Origin of the sequence: Pontibacter sp. JAM-7 (assembly GCF_048548695.2) — a bacterium.
Taxonomy (GTDB): Bacteria; Pseudomonadota; Gammaproteobacteria; order Pseudomonadales; family Balneatricaceae; genus Neptuniibacter.
In genome coordinates, this window is sequence record NZ_JBLYIF020000006.1 from 223,809 (window position 1) to 239,706 (window position 15,898).

General features: G+C 51.4%; 12 protein-coding genes. 8 read left to right on the top strand and 4 right to left on the bottom strand.

The genetic code is table 11. The features are described 5' to 3' along the window. Positions 1-6 precede the first annotated feature (6 nt). From ACFVYJ_RS10225 to ACFVYJ_RS10235, 3 genes are all read right to left on the bottom strand, one after another. Positions 7-1,386: a CmpA/NrtA family ABC transporter substrate-binding protein gene (locus ACFVYJ_RS10225; protein ID WP_419415692.1), complete on the bottom strand. Its 1,380-nt coding sequence runs from the start codon at positions 1,384-1,386 to the stop codon at positions 7-9. A gap of 403 nt (positions 1,387-1,789) precedes the next feature. After that, on the bottom strand, positions 1,790-2,809 hold the full coding sequence (locus ACFVYJ_RS10230) for a CmpA/NrtA family ABC transporter substrate-binding protein (protein WP_419415691.1): 1,020 nt from the start codon (positions 2,807-2,809) through the stop codon (positions 1,790-1,792). 17 nt (positions 2,810-2,826) lie between these two features. Further along, positions 2,827-3,432 (bottom strand): ANTAR domain-containing response regulator, encoded by a 606-nt coding sequence (locus ACFVYJ_RS10235; protein WP_419415690.1) that lies wholly within the window; start codon positions 3,430-3,432, stop codon positions 2,827-2,829. Between the two features lie 216 nt (positions 3,433-3,648). Between ACFVYJ_RS10235 and ACFVYJ_RS10240 the strand changes: the two genes are divergently transcribed. From ACFVYJ_RS10240 to ACFVYJ_RS10275, 8 genes are all read left to right on the top strand, one after another. Beyond that, positions 3,649-6,282: a nitrate reductase gene (locus ACFVYJ_RS10240; RefSeq protein WP_419415689.1), complete on the top strand. Its 2,634-nt coding sequence runs from the start codon at positions 3,649-3,651 to the stop codon at positions 6,280-6,282. Between the two features lie 250 nt (positions 6,283-6,532). After that, positions 6,533-6,946: a YbaN family protein gene (locus ACFVYJ_RS10245; RefSeq protein WP_419415688.1), complete on the top strand. Its 414-nt coding sequence runs from the start codon at positions 6,533-6,535 to the stop codon at positions 6,944-6,946. Between the two features lie 280 nt (positions 6,947-7,226). Then, on the top strand, positions 7,227-8,474 hold the full coding sequence (locus ACFVYJ_RS10250; RefSeq protein ID WP_419415687.1) for an HDOD domain-containing protein: 1,248 nt from the start codon (positions 7,227-7,229) through the stop codon (positions 8,472-8,474). 338 nt (positions 8,475-8,812) lie between these two features. Further along, a complete protein-coding gene (locus tag ACFVYJ_RS10255; protein ID WP_419415686.1) occupies positions 8,813-10,168 on the top strand; it encodes a DegQ family serine endoprotease in 1,356 nt (451 codons plus the stop codon). 234 nt (positions 10,169-10,402) lie between these two features. Continuing rightward, positions 10,403-10,822: a hypothetical protein gene (locus ACFVYJ_RS10260; RefSeq protein WP_419415685.1), complete on the top strand. Its 420-nt coding sequence runs from the start codon at positions 10,403-10,405 to the stop codon at positions 10,820-10,822. A 171-nt stretch (positions 10,823-10,993) separates the two neighbouring features. Beyond that, the gene (locus ACFVYJ_RS10265; protein WP_419415684.1) at positions 10,994-11,290 is read left to right on the top strand and encodes a hypothetical protein; all 297 of its coding nucleotides are present in this window, start codon (positions 10,994-10,996) and stop codon (positions 11,288-11,290) included. 44 nt (positions 11,291-11,334) lie between these two features. After that, positions 11,335-11,901 (top strand): c-type cytochrome, encoded by a 567-nt coding sequence (locus ACFVYJ_RS10270; protein ID WP_419415683.1) that lies wholly within the window; start codon positions 11,335-11,337, stop codon positions 11,899-11,901. Beyond that, positions 11,898-12,785 carry a c-type cytochrome gene (locus ACFVYJ_RS10275; protein WP_419415682.1) on the top strand — a complete coding sequence of 296 codons (888 nt, stop codon included), beginning with the start codon at positions 11,898-11,900 and terminating at the stop codon, positions 12,783-12,785. The genes ACFVYJ_RS10270 and ACFVYJ_RS10275 overlap by 4 nt, the downstream gene beginning before the upstream one ends. A 90-nt stretch (positions 12,786-12,875) precedes the next feature. Here the strand turns inward: ACFVYJ_RS10275 and gcvP are convergent, their stop codons facing one another. Continuing rightward, the gene (gene gcvP, locus ACFVYJ_RS10280; protein ID WP_419415681.1) at positions 12,876-15,782 is read right to left on the bottom strand and encodes an aminomethyl-transferring glycine dehydrogenase; all 2,907 of its coding nucleotides are present in this window, start codon (positions 15,780-15,782) and stop codon (positions 12,876-12,878) included. Positions 15,783-15,898: the final 116 nt, after the last annotated feature.

The window sequence follows — 15,898 nt, forward strand, 5'->3', positions numbered from 1 at the left end:
CTCAGATCAGATTTTGTCGTCACCTTTCAGGCCAATTTCAAACTTCTGCAAGTAGTCGTTTGGTTTGCTGCCGTCATAGGTGATGTTGTCGATGAAGTGGGTCTGCGGTGCACGGAAGCCGTCTTCCACATCGAAGTCCGGGAACATGTCTGCAGACATTTTGCCTTCAGCGATCAGTTCTTTCGCGGCCAGTGTGTACAGGTCAGGACGGTACACTTTCTTCGCGATATCCATGTACCAGCTATCTGGCTTAGCATCGGAAATCTGACCCCAGCGACGCATCTGAGTCAGGTACCAGATAGCATCGGAGTAGAACGGGTAGGTTGCGTTGTAACGGAAGAATACGTTGAAGTCAGGCACATCACGCTTATCGCCTTTCTCGTATTCAAAGGTACCCGTCATGGAGTTAGCAATAACGTCGTAGTCGGCGCCGACATAGTTAGGCTTCGACAGAATTTTCACTGCTTCCGGACGGTTGGCGTTATTGTCATCATCCAGCCACTTGGCTGCACGAATCATCGCCTTGATGACACGCAGGTTGGTGTTGGGATATTTGTCAGCCCAGTCTTTAGATACACCAAATACTTTCTCTGGGTTGTCTTTCCAGATCTCGTAGTCAGTGATAACCGGTACACCAATACCTTTAAATACTGCCTGCTGGTTCCATGGCTCGCCTACACAGTAACCATAGATCGTGCCGGCTTCCAGGGTGGCAGGCATCTGCGGTGGTGGTGTAACGGACAGCAGGGCGTCTGCCTGAAGCATTCCTGAAGTGTCACCTTTATGCGGGGCATAGAAACCCGGGTGGATGCCACCGGCAGCCAACCAATAACGCAGTTCATAGTTATGGGTGGATACCGGGAACACCATTCCCATGTTGAATGGCTTGCCCTCTTTTTTGTATTTCTCTACTACTGGCTTCAGGTAGTCGGCTTTGATCGGGTGAACCGGTCGGCCGTCTGCCTGTTTTGGAATATTGGGTTTCATCTGTTCCCAAATGTCATTGGAAACGGTGATGCCGTTACCATTGAGGTCCATGCTGAACGCAGTGATGATGTGCGCCTGGGTACCAAAACCGATGGTAGCGCCCAGTGGCTGGCCTGCAAGCATGTGTGCGCCGTCCAGCTGACCGTCAATTACGCGGTCCAGCAAAACTTTCCAGTTAGCCTGTGCTTCCAGAGTGACGTACAGACCTTCGTCCTCGAAATAGCCTTTCTCATAAGCAATTGCCAATGGAGCCATGTCGGTCAGCTTGATAAAACCAAACTTAAGATCTTCTTTTTCAGGTTCGCCAATCTCAGCCCAGGCGCTACCTGCGCTGAGGCCTGCGGCCAGCACCGCTGTGCTAATAAGCTTACTGAGCAACGCCTTTTTATTCTTGAGCATGGATATTTCCTCCTGATCTTAAAAACAAAAAGGCGCCCGCAGAATTACAAATCTTTGCAATCTGTGAGGCGCCTTTGCCGTGTTCGTTTCTGTTGGCTTTCGGGAAGCCGGATAAAACTTAGAAGTTAACCAACGTTGGTAAACTCTTACTTGGTGAAATGCATAGCCTGTGCCATTTTTTTTATTTATTTAAAAAACAATAACTTAATTGTTTTTGGGCGGTTTTTTAGCGACCAAAATTCTTTTATTGCGCTGCAGCATGGTGCAGTGTGATTTTTAATGGTGCATCTAGAAAACATCTTTTGGGCTCAATGCTAGATATGGGTGCGCAATCATTGTGCGCGGCAGGAGGGCAATAAAAAGCCGGCCACGTGGGGCCGGCTTAGATTAACGATGCGGTACTTTAAAGCCAGGCTTCATACAGGTCGCTACGATAAACTTGGTCAACTATCTTGCAGGTTTTGCTATCCAGTTTATTCAATTGTCCGCAGGCCAGCATCTGTTGCAGTAGGAAGCGTCCATACTCCGGATCTGGCCGGTTTACATTGTCGCCAAACATATGCTGGTGCATTGGATAGGGCGAATGGAAACCGGAGAGCTGGCGTGCTGATTGGTCCAAATAAGGCGGCAGTGCCAGTATGTGCAGCAGTTCTTCGCGGTTCTCAGCAGCTTCAGCCCAGCGACAGGCGTTATGCAGTGCTTTTACCAATGCCTGGTGGGTGTTGGGGTGTTGTTCGGCCCATTCCCGGGTGACACCCAGGACTTTTTCCATATGCGCGCCCCAAATCTGGAACCCGGTGGTCAGTATGCCGCCAATATTGCGCAGCAGTGCCAGGCTGTTCCATGGCTCCCCGACACAGAAGCCATCAATTAAACCATCTGCCAGGCTGCCCACCATCTGTACTGGTGGCACTGCGACCAAGTTGACGTCCTGGTCGACATTGATCTGATTCTGCTTTAACCAGTACAGTAATTGATAATGGTGATTGGAGTAGGGATAGACTGTTGCCAGTACCGGGCGTTTGTCAGTCTTTTTAACCCAGTCATGAAATGCTTTGCCAACCGCTTCGGTGTCGCTCCAATCGGTGATGTGCTCGGAAATTTTCAGGTAAGGTTTTCTGGACAGCGTGATCGCGGTACCGTTCTGACTCAGTGATAACGCGGTTAGCATGTCGGTCTGGTTGCCGTTCATGCCCAGGGAGGATGCCAGAGGCATCGGTGCCAGCATTTGCGCAGCATCGAATAGCCCAAAGCTCACTTTATCGCGAATAGAGGCCCAGGATGCTTCTTTGCAAAGAATGACATTCAGGCCCTGATCATTAAAAAACCCTTTCTCCCGGGCAACCACTAGGGGGGCACAGTCAAGCAGGGCGACAAAGCCGAGCTTTAGATCTGTTTTTTCCGGTGTCAGTGGTGCTGACATATGGTGTCCTCTTTATTCTACCGATTGGCGCTACTGGTCAGTTCCAGTACTTCAATTACATTGCGCGCAACATCAATCAATTTCTGCCCACGATCCATGGCCAGTTTCCTCAGGGTGCTATAAGCCTGCTCTTCATCGCATCCCTGGTGTTTCATCAGCATGCCCTTGGCTTTTTCTATCATTTTGCGATCCGCCAATTGCGTCTTGGCTTTATCCAACTCCTGACGCAGCGAGTTGTACGCATCAAACTGAGCAATAGCTGTATCCATAATGGTTTTTACCCGATCAGGCTGCAGTCCATCTGCTACATAGGCGCTCACGCCAGCATTAATCGCTGCCGCCATCGCTTTGCGGTCATTTTGTTGCTCAGCAAAGAATATGATTGGGCGAGGGTTCTGCTGACTCATGGTTGCCATGCTTTCCAGCGTATCTCGATTGGGCGAGTCCATGTCTATAATGACGATGTCGGGCTCGGTTTGCTCGACATGTCTGTTTAGTTCATTGGGTTGAGTCAGGTGACAGACGACGTTATGACCCAGTGCGTTCAGCGCATCCTCCAGCGCTTTGACACGGTCAGGCTCTTCGTCGATCAACAAGACCTTGAGTTGTGTTTCGTTGGTCATCAATCCGGTTCCCGAAGTGGATGCCCAATAATGCAGCAAGAACCATTCCAATTTACTGGCATATTTATTGCGTTGTAAGTGCCCCCATAAGTGTGCCTTTTGAGCTGAACTTTGTTATTTAATCAGGTACACCAGCGGCATCTTTTAAGCAGATGTGTAGATAGAAAGTGTAGTTAATAATAGGGATGCTGCTGCGCATCTTGGTTGGAGGATTCAATGCAAAAACAAACTACCTGTCCTTACTGCGGCGTTGGTTGTGGAGTAGATGCCGAGGTTGTGAATAACCAAGTGACAGGGGTAAAAGGGGATATCGATCATCCTGCCAACTTTGGCCGTTTGTGTGTCAAGGGATCTGCCCTGGATAAAGTGCTCGGAACCGATGGAAGGCTGTTAGCACCGGTGGTGAATGGCCAGTCTGCGACATGGAATGATGCACTAAACAAGGTCGCCGAGGGGTTTTTAGGCACTATAAAAGAGCATGGTCCGGATTCTGTAGCATTTTATCTGTCCGGTCAGTTGTTGACAGAAGATTATTATGTGGCCAATAAACTGCTTAAAGGCTTTGTTGGCACCTCCAATGTTGATACCAACTCACGTCTCTGTATGTCCTCTGCTGTTGCTGGATATAAGCGTGCGTTTGGTACTGATACTGTCCCCTGTTCCTATGAAGACCTTGAGCAGGCTGGTTTGTTGGTTCTGGTAGGTTCTAATGCTGCCTGGAATCATCCGATCCTGTTTCAACGTATGAAGGCTGCAAAAACAGCTAACCCTGATCTGAAGGTTGTGGTCGTTGATCCACGGCAAACGGCTACCTGTGACTTGGCTGATCTGCACCTGCCGATTAAACCAGGCTCCGACACCTCGCTGTTTTCAGGGCTACTGGCTCATGTGGCGCGTCAGGGTGCATTGGATACAGCATGGATTGAGCAATATACCGAAGGTTTTGACACTGCCCTGGAAGCGTCGCAGACAGAGTTTGCCGACCTAGCGTCAGTGGCACTGGCCTGTGATGTTGATGTCACCCTGTTAGAGACCTTTTTTACTTGGTTTCTGGCTGAGCCGAAAACGGTGTCCTTCTATTCACAGGGAGTTAACCAGTCATCCAGTGGTACTGACAACTCAAATGCGATCATTAATTGCCATCTGGCGACGGGGCGTCTTGGTAAGCCGGGTGCTGGGCCATTTTCGATTACTGGGCAGCCTAATGCCATGGGTGGCCGCGAAGTGGGCGGTCTGGCGAATCAGCTGGCAGCCCATATGGATTACAGCTCCGATGTGATGATCGATAAAGTTGCACGGTTCTGGGAGGCCCCCAATATCGCCCGCAAAGAAGGCCTCAAAGCGGTTGATCTGTTTGAGGCGATCGAAGCAGGTAAAGTTAAAGCCGTGTGGATTATGGGTACCAATCCGGTGGTGAGCCTGCCCAATGCCAATCAGGTCAAACGGGCATTGGAGGCCTGCCCACTGGTGGTCGTGTCAGATTGTATTGCCAATACCGATACCATGCGGGTCGCCAATGTTTGTCTGCCAGCGACCGGCTGGAGTGAAAAGAACGGCACGGTGACTAATTCTGAACGACGCATCTCGCGGCAGCGCAGTTTACTGTCCCCAAGCGGCGAAGCGCGCCATGACTGGTGGATTATCTCTGAAGTGGCTAAGCGTATGGGCTATGCCGATGCGTTTGCTTATGACCACCCGTACCAGATTTTTGCAGAGCATGCGGCACTCTCCGGGTTTGAAAACAATGGCAGTCGTGATTTTGATATTAGTCTGCTGCAGAGCCTGGATGAAAACGGCTATGACAACCTGGCTCCAATACAGTGGCCGGTTAATGATGAGGCTCCCTACGGTACCGCGCGGATGTTTGCCGATGGTAAATTTTTCACCCCATCAGGTAAGGCGCGCTTTATTGCGATCACTACCCGTCAGCCGGTTCAGCAACCTACCGCTCAGCAACCCCTGATCATGAATACCGGTCGGATACGTGATCAGTGGCATACCATGGCGATCACTGGCCGATCTGCACTGTTATTCCAGCATCGGGCAGAACCCTTTGTTGAGTTGCACCCGCAGGATGCAGCTGCCTATCAAGTCACTGAGGGGCAACTGGTCAGGATCAGCAATGCTCATGGTGAATTTATAGGTCGGGCACGTGTGCCGGAGCAGGGACAGCGGAAGGGTGAGATTTTTGTGCCGATGCACTGGAACGGTTTGTTCAGTGCTCAGGGGCGCATGGGTACGCTGGTTGCGCCGGTGACAGACCCGGTTTCAGGCCAGCCGGAAGCTAAGCATGCCGCCGTGCAGCTCAGCCCGTTGCAGCCCGCCTGGGAAGGTTGGTTGATGACCCGTGAAGCGTTAGCTCAAGATTTGCCGGTGACATATTGGTCACGGGTGCCGAAGGATAATGCATCACTCTATTATCTGGCTGATGATAAAGCGATGACTGATGGACTGGCCTGGTGCCGTGAGCACTTCGGCACGCCGGATATCTGGCTGGAAGACAAGGGTATGGGCAGCTTCCGTGCCGCTGGCTTGCAGGGCGAGCAGCTGGAGTGGGCGTTCTTTATCATGCCTTATGGTCAAATCCCGTCCACCATGTGGCTGGAAGAGATGTTTGCTGAAACAGAGCTGGAAATGGATCAGCGTCGCTACCTGTTAAGTGTCACGGGGTGTGAGCTGGAAGATCCGGGTCAGATTATCTGTAGTTGCTATCAGGTGGGCAGCAATGCCATTGAAGATGCTATTAGCATGGGCTGCAAGTCGGTTGAGGCGTTGGGCGATAAACTGAAGTGTGGTACCAATTGCGGTTCCTGTATTCCTGAGCTGGCGGCACTGTTGCACAAAGGCTGAGAAGGCTGGCAGGTTAGCTAAGGAGATAGCTGGAAAGAGGCGCGTGGGTGCCTCTTTTTTGTGTGTGTTGTCTGCGGTTAGAGTTTGTTTTGTATCTGCCTCTGTACTCGCTGCATAGCATAGCGTTGTATTGACCTGCCTCAGCGATAAGTAAATTCAAACACCTCTATGAAAAGTTTCAATGCAAAAGCCTCCACGATCCGGCTTGGCTGTTCTATTCTAAAAGCAGTAGCTGAAAAAGGGTGCAACGATGGCAGAACAGATTGGACGAGGTGTTTACTGGTTTTGCGGTATGCTCTGTTTGCTGGTGGGCATAATAGGTGTGGTTGTGCCACTTTTGCCGACCACTCCTTTTGTCTTATTGGCAGCTTTTTGCTTTTCCCGTAGTTCTGAGCGCTTGCACCAATACCTGTTGAATCACCGGGTATTTGGTAAATTGATTCGGGACTGGGAGGCCTATGGTGTTATTCCGCTGCGGGCAAAATGCCTGGCTAGCAGCATGATGCTTATTATGGTCAGCTATCCCTTGTTCTTCAGAGAGTTTCACTACGGCCTGAAACTACTGGTGGTAGCAACCATAGCCGCTTCACTTTGTTATATCTGGTCGCGGCCTTCTGAACCAACTGCTGTGCCATGTCGCAGCCGTATTGGTTCATCAGGTTGATGACAGATCTGTTCGGTTTTTATGTTTTAATCTTGAAATATTTTCATAAAACTAAGATGAAAATTTTCAGAAAAACATACGATAAATCTGAAAGTTACCGTATTTAAAGGGTTCTGAAGTAAGTTTAAACAGGTGTTTAATTCTTGCTGAAAATATGAGCCTTTTTTTAGTAAAAACTGACTTTTATCTCTCCTTGCACTAACTACATTAGTGAACATGACAGATCGGCAAACCGGTTCATGCTGGGTTTTTGCTGGTCAACAACATTGTGGTGAGCGTTATGTCAGTCAAGGAGAAAACTTCAGCACGTGCCTTTAGGGTATTGATGCTGGATACAACCGGTGGGTTTTATAACTGGGTCAATAATCTCGGCACGGCTGCTGCTAATTGGCAAGTTAACCGGCTCGACAATGCCGCATCGCTGCTTGATCTACTTAAGCAGTCAGGCTGTGATGCCGTCATACTGAGTTGTTCTACCCGGGCGCAGAGCGATCTTGATCTGATGCAGAAAGTGGCGGGGCTGCAGCCTAAAGCGATCCGCGTATTTATTGGTGGTCAATTCTGGAGTGCTGAGCAGCGTGCCAAGGCCGGCGAAATTGCACATCGGGTATTCCCGGATCAGGTTAATATGCACGATCTGACATCCAAACTGGAATACCTATGCAAGGTTACCCGTCTCCTAAATCGTTCCAGTCTGCATGATTATATTGGCAACCTTAAGTGCCTGCCGTCTCCGCCGGGAGTATATAAAGAGTTAACCGACGCGATTCAATCGGATGTGGCTGACGCCATGGCCATCAGTCGTATTATCGAAGGCGACCCCGCGGTGGCTGCGCAGGTAATGCGTCAGGTGAACTCGGCTTATTTCGGCTTTCAGCGTGAAATAAGTAACCTGCGTGAAGCGGTAACTCTGCTGGGACTGCGCAATCTCAGAGGGCTGGCACTGAGCAGCCATCTGAACTCCCAATTTAAACAGTCGGATGACTGGAAAGACTTTTCTTTTGAACGCCAGCATGAGCGTTCATTGTTGGTGGCACGATTAGCGCAGTCCATCAGCCGTAAAGCCGGGGCCAGCAAAACGACTCAGGATCATGCATTCCTGGGGGGCTTGTTACATGACCTCGGGGTGTTGATTTTTGCCTCTCATGATCCAGAACACTATCGCAAGGTACTGCGTTACTCAGCGAAAAAACAGAAACCTCTGCATCTGGTCGAAAAAGCGGTCTACGGCTTTTTTCACGGTGAGTTGGGCGCAGCACTGCTGGCAATGTGGCGGTTGCCAGAGCCGGTGGTGGAAGCGGTGATGCTGCATCATGTGCCGCATCTCTCGGCAGATGCGGGTTTTACTGCGCTGACGGCCGTCCACGCCGCAGACGCTCTGCTGCCATCCGTAGAGGTGGTGGGTAAATGTAATATGGCCAGTGATCTTTCCATGCGGTATCTGGAACAGATCGGGGTTGAGTCTGAGCTGCCCCAGTGGAAGATGCTGGCGAACGAATACCGCCTGAAAATGGTGGCTAATGCCTGAATGATGACAGCCTTCGGGCTACCTTTATGCCGGACACCATTGAGGGCTTTCCAGCAAGGATGCTGGGGTGGTGTCCGGCTCTTTTTTCTGGGCGATATGTCACCACACTTCCAGCCCATTGAAATTTCTGATCTCTCCCCATATCTCTTCTTCTACACCGGACGCCGCTAAGCTGTTTCCGTACTGCCTATGTGTTTGGTAATGCAACCAAATGCTTGTGTGCTTGGTCATAAATTCGCAACAGTTGATCATCAGCACTGACTTCCGGTGTCTGGTCGATCGCATTTATTGAAACATGATTGCTGAACGTGCTCTTGATTGAAGGAGGAACAAGCCGCATGAAACCGATCGTGCATTGTCTGCTGCTGATACTCGTGACCAGCTGGATACCCACTGGTTTGGCTGCTCTGCCTGCTACTGACCCTCAGGGACAGCCACTACCTTCATTGGCTCCGATGCTAGAACGCATCAATCCGGCGGTGGTGAACATCGCAACCTACTCTAACCTGCAGTATCGCTACAACCCCTTACTCAACGACCCATTCTTTCGGCGGTTTTTTAATTTGCCGGAGCAGATGCAGCCGGGGGGACCACATAAGCGGCAGCAAAGTGCCGGGTCCGGAGTGATTGTTGATGCAACAGCCGGTGTAGTGATGACCAATTACCACGTTATTAAGGGCGCGGATGAAGTACATGTCTCTCTAGTGGATGGCCGTCAATTTAAGGCCCAGGTGTTGGGGCATGATGCGGAACTGGATATCGCGGTATTGCAGATCGACGCACAGAATCTTACTGAGGTGACATTGACCGACTCAGGTAACCTTAGAGTAGGGGATTATGTAGTGGCAATAGGTAATCCTTTCGGTTTGGGGCAGACTGTTACCACCGGCGTGGTCAGCGCGCTGGGCCGCAGTGGATTGGGTATCGAAGGTTTTGAAGACTTTATCCAAACAGACGCCTCAATCAATCCCGGTAACTCAGGGGGCGCACTGGTCAATTTGCGTGGTGAGCTGATCGGTATTAATACTGCGATTTTTGCACCGTCTGGCGGCAATATCGGTATTGGTTTTGCTATTCCCATCAACATGGCGAAAGCCAGTATGGAACAGATTCTGCTGCATGGTGAAGTGAAACGTGGTCAGGTGGGTATTACGGTCCAGGAGCTGAACCCTGAGTTGCGTGAGGCACTGGAACTTAAAAATGGCCAACAGGGTGTGCTGATTACCGGAGTAGCACCTGATTCAAGTGCAGCCAAAGCCGGTCTGAAGCCCGGAGATGTGATTACCCACCTGAACAATAAACCGGTACTGAACAGTGCCCAGTTGCGTAGCCGGGTTGGTACCCGGGCCATTGGCCAGACGTTGCAGATTCGCTATCTGCGCCAGGGCAGAGCAAGGGACACCAGGGTAACCATTGAGCCTTACCAGACCGCAGCAGCTGATCAGCCGTTACACCCATTACTACAGGGCGTAGAGTTGGCGGATGATCCGGAAGGTGGCGTACGAGTGGTCACCTTGATGCAGAGCTCTACGGCTGCTTACAGCGGCTTGCGTCCCGGCGACCTGATTGTGGGCGCGAATAAGCGCCGAACGCCAAACCTGTCGGTACTGGAGCAGGCGTTAGAAGTTGAACGACGAACCCTGCTGTTACAGATAAACCGCAACGGCACGTTGTTTTATGTGGTGATCCGCTGATGTGGCGGCAGTACCCTGTAAGCCTTGCTCTGGCAGGGCTTTTTTATGTTAGGCCTATAGCTGAGACGTATTTTAGTGAGATGGATCAAGATTGTGGTTGATTTTGACTTTAATGTGCTTGATTTGCCGGGCTGAAGGCTATGTTTAAGTAGCAGGGCCTGCATTTGATGGTTTGAATTGGCTCTGCAATAACTGGGTGAAAGCCCCTGGCCGGGACTGCCCAAGGAGTGAAATATGAAACCTGTACTGATGAGTCTGGTTTTTACCAGTCTATTGGGCTCAGCAATGTTGGTTGGCGCCCATCAAAACCATGCGGCGGAGCCACCGCAACAAAATAGGGATCAGCAAACACGTATGATGCAGATGCGAGAGCATCTTGGACGTGCTGAAAACATCATGGGTCAGATTCGAGACAGTAAACAGCCTTCTGAACAGCCAGCGTTGATGCACCAGCATATGCAGCACATGCGTATGGGTATGGATATGATGCAACGTCACGGTGCGATGCATGAGGGGGGTAAAGATGGATCTGAACCCTGTCCCTACATGGATCAGCGCATGGGTATGATGGAAACACAGATGGAGATGATGCAAGGCATGATGCAACAGATGATGGAACATCAATCGATAAGAGATATGCCTAAGCACGAGTAACGTTGACAGGCTGACTTTTACCTGGCCCCAATCTTACCCGTAACCCTGCAGGGCAGAGGCTTTGCGCGGGTGGTTGACTGCGGGTGAGGGTTAATACCAAAACACTCGGAAATCTGATAGTCTCGGTTTTATTCGATCAGACATCAGTGTCATGCTTTTAGTCAGCCCGTAATGCGACAAAAATTGTTTTTTCTTTTTCTTCTGATGCTGTTGTTTCTGCAACCTCCCCAGGGCGGCTTGTTGGATCTGCATAGTTGCGCTGCAACGGATCATCATGATCAGTTGCAGCATCAGCAACACACCTCTAGTGGTGATGAAAATAACTGCCACTCGGGCCATTCTATGGCGGCGCTGGGTGGTTGTCTGGTGGGCGATATTGCCGGAAAAGGTTTGCTTAACGTGTTGCTCTCACTGTCACATTATCATTTTTATCAGGTGCTTGAACTGCCACCACCAAAACTCGCCTAAGAGTTTTTGTTCTGTATTTTCGTTTTTGTTTAAGGGGAAGAAAAATGCTGAAAAAAACAGTGAATGGACTGCTGTTGTCTATGGTTTTGCTGACACTCTCCACTCTGGTTGTGGCACATAGCGGCGCAAGTGGTGTGGTTAAACAACGTATGGATGCGATGAAAGATATGAAAGATTCTATGAAGACCATTTCTGATATGTTCAAAGGCAAGGCGCTCTATGAGGCAGACAAGGTACAGGCAGCGGCTGCAGTTATCAGAGATCATGCAGGAGAGCAGCTTACTAAACTCTTTCCTGAGGGCAGCCTGCAGCACCCAACGGAAGCAAAACCTGAAATATGGCAGGAGTGGGATCGGTTTAGCCGACTGGCCGCGCATCTGGGTGTGCTGAGTGAAGGCTTGCAGCAAGCTGCTCATAATACCCAGGCGACACAGGCAGCGGGCGCGATGATGTCCGATGATGCGATGATGGGGCATGGCGCCATGATGGGGGAAGCAATGGCTCATACTGCAGAAGAGTACGGTAACATGCCAGTCGAAGCGGTGTTTAAAAAGCTGACAGATAACTGCTCGTCTTGCCACACCGATTTCCGGGTAGAGAAAGATAAATGAGGCGGTTATTGGTTGCTACACTGGGGGGGCTACTGCTGGTAGTTATTACTTGGCACTCTACCCGTAGCACAGCGGTATCGGAGGACTTTCCTGCAAACCTGACAGGCGATGTTGCCAAGGGTGCGTATTTGGCCAGGGCATCTGGTTGTATCGCGTGCCACACCGATCTGGAGCAGGGAGGGGCGCCTCTGGCAGGAGGGCCGCCGCTAGTCACGCCATTTGGAACGTTTTATGCACCTAACCTGACAACAGATAAACACCACGGTATAGGAGGTTGGAGCATTGAGCAGTTTGCCCAGGCAGTGAGGCAGGGCAAAAGTCCCCAGGGAGAGCGTTATTACCCTGCTTTCCCATATACTTTCTATACTCGGCTAAGCGATCAGGATATCGCTGATTTATGGGCGGCTTTCAGTACTGTCCCACCGGTGCCGATGGCAGCCCCCCAGCATCAGCTGGATTTCCCCTATAACCTGAGGCAGGGCCTTATCGTGTGGCAGTCACTGTTCTTTACTGAGGATCGCTTTCAGCCCCGACCAGATAAAACTGCTAGTTACAATCGTGGTGCCTATCTGGTGGAGAGTGTGACTCATTGTGCTGCCTGTCATGGGTCTCGGAATGTTTTTGCTGCGCTGGACTCTGAACGACCATTTTCGGGTGGTCAGTCTTTGCTTCAGGGAGAGGGTAAGGTTCCCGCCATTACTGCAGCAGCCCTGTCAGGTAAAGGTTGGACGGAACAGGATCTGGCGTATGCACTGCAGGTGGGGCTGAAGCATGATGGCGATGCGTTTGGTGGCAGTATGGGAGAGGTTGTCAGGTATGGCACTGCTTTTATGCGTAAACAGGATCTACAAGCTATTGCGCATTACCTTATGCAGCAGAAATAACGTAAAGCCCTCGGTTGAGGGCTTTTATGTCGGGCAATGGATAAAAAAGGACACGCGTGGGCGTGTCCTTGCTTTGCTTATCGGTTCTGTTTAAGCCTCTATATATGCGTCCATCGGGACACAGGCACAGAATAGGTTACGGTCGCCATATACGTTATCGATCCGGTTAACCGTTGGCCACACCTTGCTGGTGAGCAGGCGGGTGACTGGGAAGGCACCTTGTTCGCGGCTGTATGGGCGGCTCCATTCAGGATCAATCAGGTCCGCGATGGTATGTGGTGCGTGTCGCAGCGGGTTGTTGTCGGCATCGATTAGCCCCGTTTCTACCTGGCGGATCTCTTCACGGATTACTTGCATCGCTTCGATAAAGCGATCCAATTCTGCTTTGGATTCCGACTCGGTGGGCTCGATCATCAGGGTGCCGGGCACCGGGAAAGACATGGTCGGTGCGTGAAAACCAAAGTCCATCAGTCGCTTGGCGACATCCTCTTCACTGATACCGGAAACCTCTTTCAGCGGGCGCAGGTCGATAATACATTCGTGGGCCACTCGGTCATTACGCCCGGTGTAGAGTACCGGATAATCTTTGCTGAGCTCATGGGCCAGATAATTGGCATTGAGAATGGCATTTTCTGTGGCGGCACGTAGGCCTTTGGCACCCATCAGAGCGATATAGACCCAGGAGATCGGCAAGATCGAGGCGCTGCCCCAGGGCGCAGCAGAAACGGCACCGTTTTCAGCATTCGGGCCAGCAATACTTACTACCGGGTGGTTGGCGACAAAGGCAGCCAGGTGCGCTTTAACACCGATCGGACCCATACCCGGGCCACCGCCACCATGTGGGATACAGAAGGTTTTGTGCAGGTTCATATGGGAAACATCGGCACCGATGTCGGCAGGTTTACTGACCGCTACCTGAGCGTTCAGGTTGGCACCGTCCATATATACCTGGCCACCATGCTGGTGGGTGATATCGCAAATTTCGCGGATACCCTCTTCAAATACCCCGTGAGTAGAAGGGTAAGTGATCATTAGGCAGGAGAGTTGCTCGCTGTATTGCTCGGCTTTACTGCGCAGGTCATCAATGTCTACGTTGCCGTTGGTATCACACTTAACCACTACCACCTTCATATCAGCCAGTGCTGCGGATGCCGGGTTGGTGCCGTGAGCCGAGGCGGGAATCAGGCAGATATTACGTTCAGCTTCACCGTTGGCCAGATGAAAGTTGCGAATGGCCAGCAGGCCAGCATATTCGCCCTGGGCACCGGAGTTAGGCTGGATGCAGATGTCGTCGAAGCCGGTGATGGCGATCAATTGCTGCTTCAGACTTTCCAGCAACAGCTGGTAACCCTGAGCCTGGTCCAGTGGGACAAACGGGTGTAGTTGGCCGAACTCTGGCCAGGTTACCGGAATCATCTCAGCGGTGGCATTCAGCTTCATGGTACAGGAGCCCAGCGCAATCATGCTGTGGGCCAGTGAAATGTCTTTATTTTCCAGCTGCTTGAGGTAGCGCAGCATTTCGGTTTCGCTGTGATAACTGTTGAAAACCGGGTGTTGCAGGATAGCGGATTCCCTAACCAGTGAAGCCGGGATGCCGCTGGCGTTACTGCGGCTCAGTTCGCTGTCGATGGCATCCAGAGACAGACCGTGCCCTTCGCCCAGAATGCAGTCCCACAGGGTTTCGATGACCAAGCGGTCGGTGCATTCATCTGCCGTGATACCCAGGCGGGTGTCACCGATTCGGCGCAGATTAATACCGGCACTCAGGGCCTTGTTGTACGCCGCTTCAGCATCATCCAGTTCAATGGTCAGGGTATCAAACCAGCTGTCGTTAACCGGATTGATACTTTTCTGTTGCAGACCGTGAGCTAGAATTGAGGTCAGTCGGTGGATGCGGCCGGCAATCGTTTTCAGCCCCTCAGGGCCATGATACACCGCATAAAAAGATGCCATATTGGCCAGCAGTACCTGGGCGGTACAGATGTTAGAGGTCGCTTTTTCCCGGCGGATATGTTGTTCGCGGGTCTGCATGGCCATACGCAAAGCTTTATTGCCACGGGTATCGATGGAAACACCGATAATCCGGCCCGGTACCGAGCGTTTGTAAGCATCGCGGGTGGCAAAGAAAGCTGCGTGTGGACCACCGTAGCCCATTGGCACGCCAAAGCGCTGCGCGGAACCGAATACCACATCGGCCCCCAGTTCTCCCGGGGATTTCAGCAGTACCAGGCTCATGATATCAGCGGCGGCACAGAACAGCGCTTTTTTCGCGTGTACTTTTTCGATCAGCGTACTGTAATCGGTCACATGGCCGTAGGTTCCAGGGTATTGCACCACCACGCCAAAGGGTTCGTACTGATCGATCAGGGCAGTAACGTCACCTACTACCACCTCATAACCTAAAGGTTCGGCGCGGGTCTGAATGACGCTGATGTTCTGCGGATGCAGGTTTGCGTCCACCAGAAATACGTTGGCTTTTTTCGCCTTGGACATACGTTTGCATAGCGTCATCGCTTCGGCAGCGGCGGTGGCTTCATCCAGCAAGGAGGCGTTGGCCAGATCCAGACCGGTAAGATCCAGCACCATCTGCTGGAAGTTCAGGATTGCTTCCAAGCGCCCTTGGGATACCTCTGGCTGGTAGGGGGTATAGGCGGTATACCAGCCCGGATTTTCCAACACATTGCGCAGGATCACATTCGGCACGATGGTATCGGTATAACCCATGCCGATCATGGAACGATTCAGGGTGTTCTGGCGTGCCATGTTGTGCAACTCGGCCAGTACATCCTGTTCGCTGCGGCTGTCAGCCATGGGTAGTGGGCTGTCTAGCAGAATGCTGCCAGGTACGGTCTGGTTAATCAGTGCATCCAGCGAATCCAGTCCCAGCGCCTCCAACATCGCCTGTTGCTCGTCCTGAGACGGGCCGACATGGCGTGAAATAAAGGCATCGTTTTGCTCCAGAGCAGAAAGGGGAAGCGAAGTCTGTGGCTGAGTCATGTTGAACCCTGTAACTAAGTCTTTATGCACGGTAAAAGCCAGGCGGCCGGGCCGTGACGGGGAAGGCGCAATAATACCCATTTTCGGGCTTTTCTGACAGTTTGCTTAATTTTAAA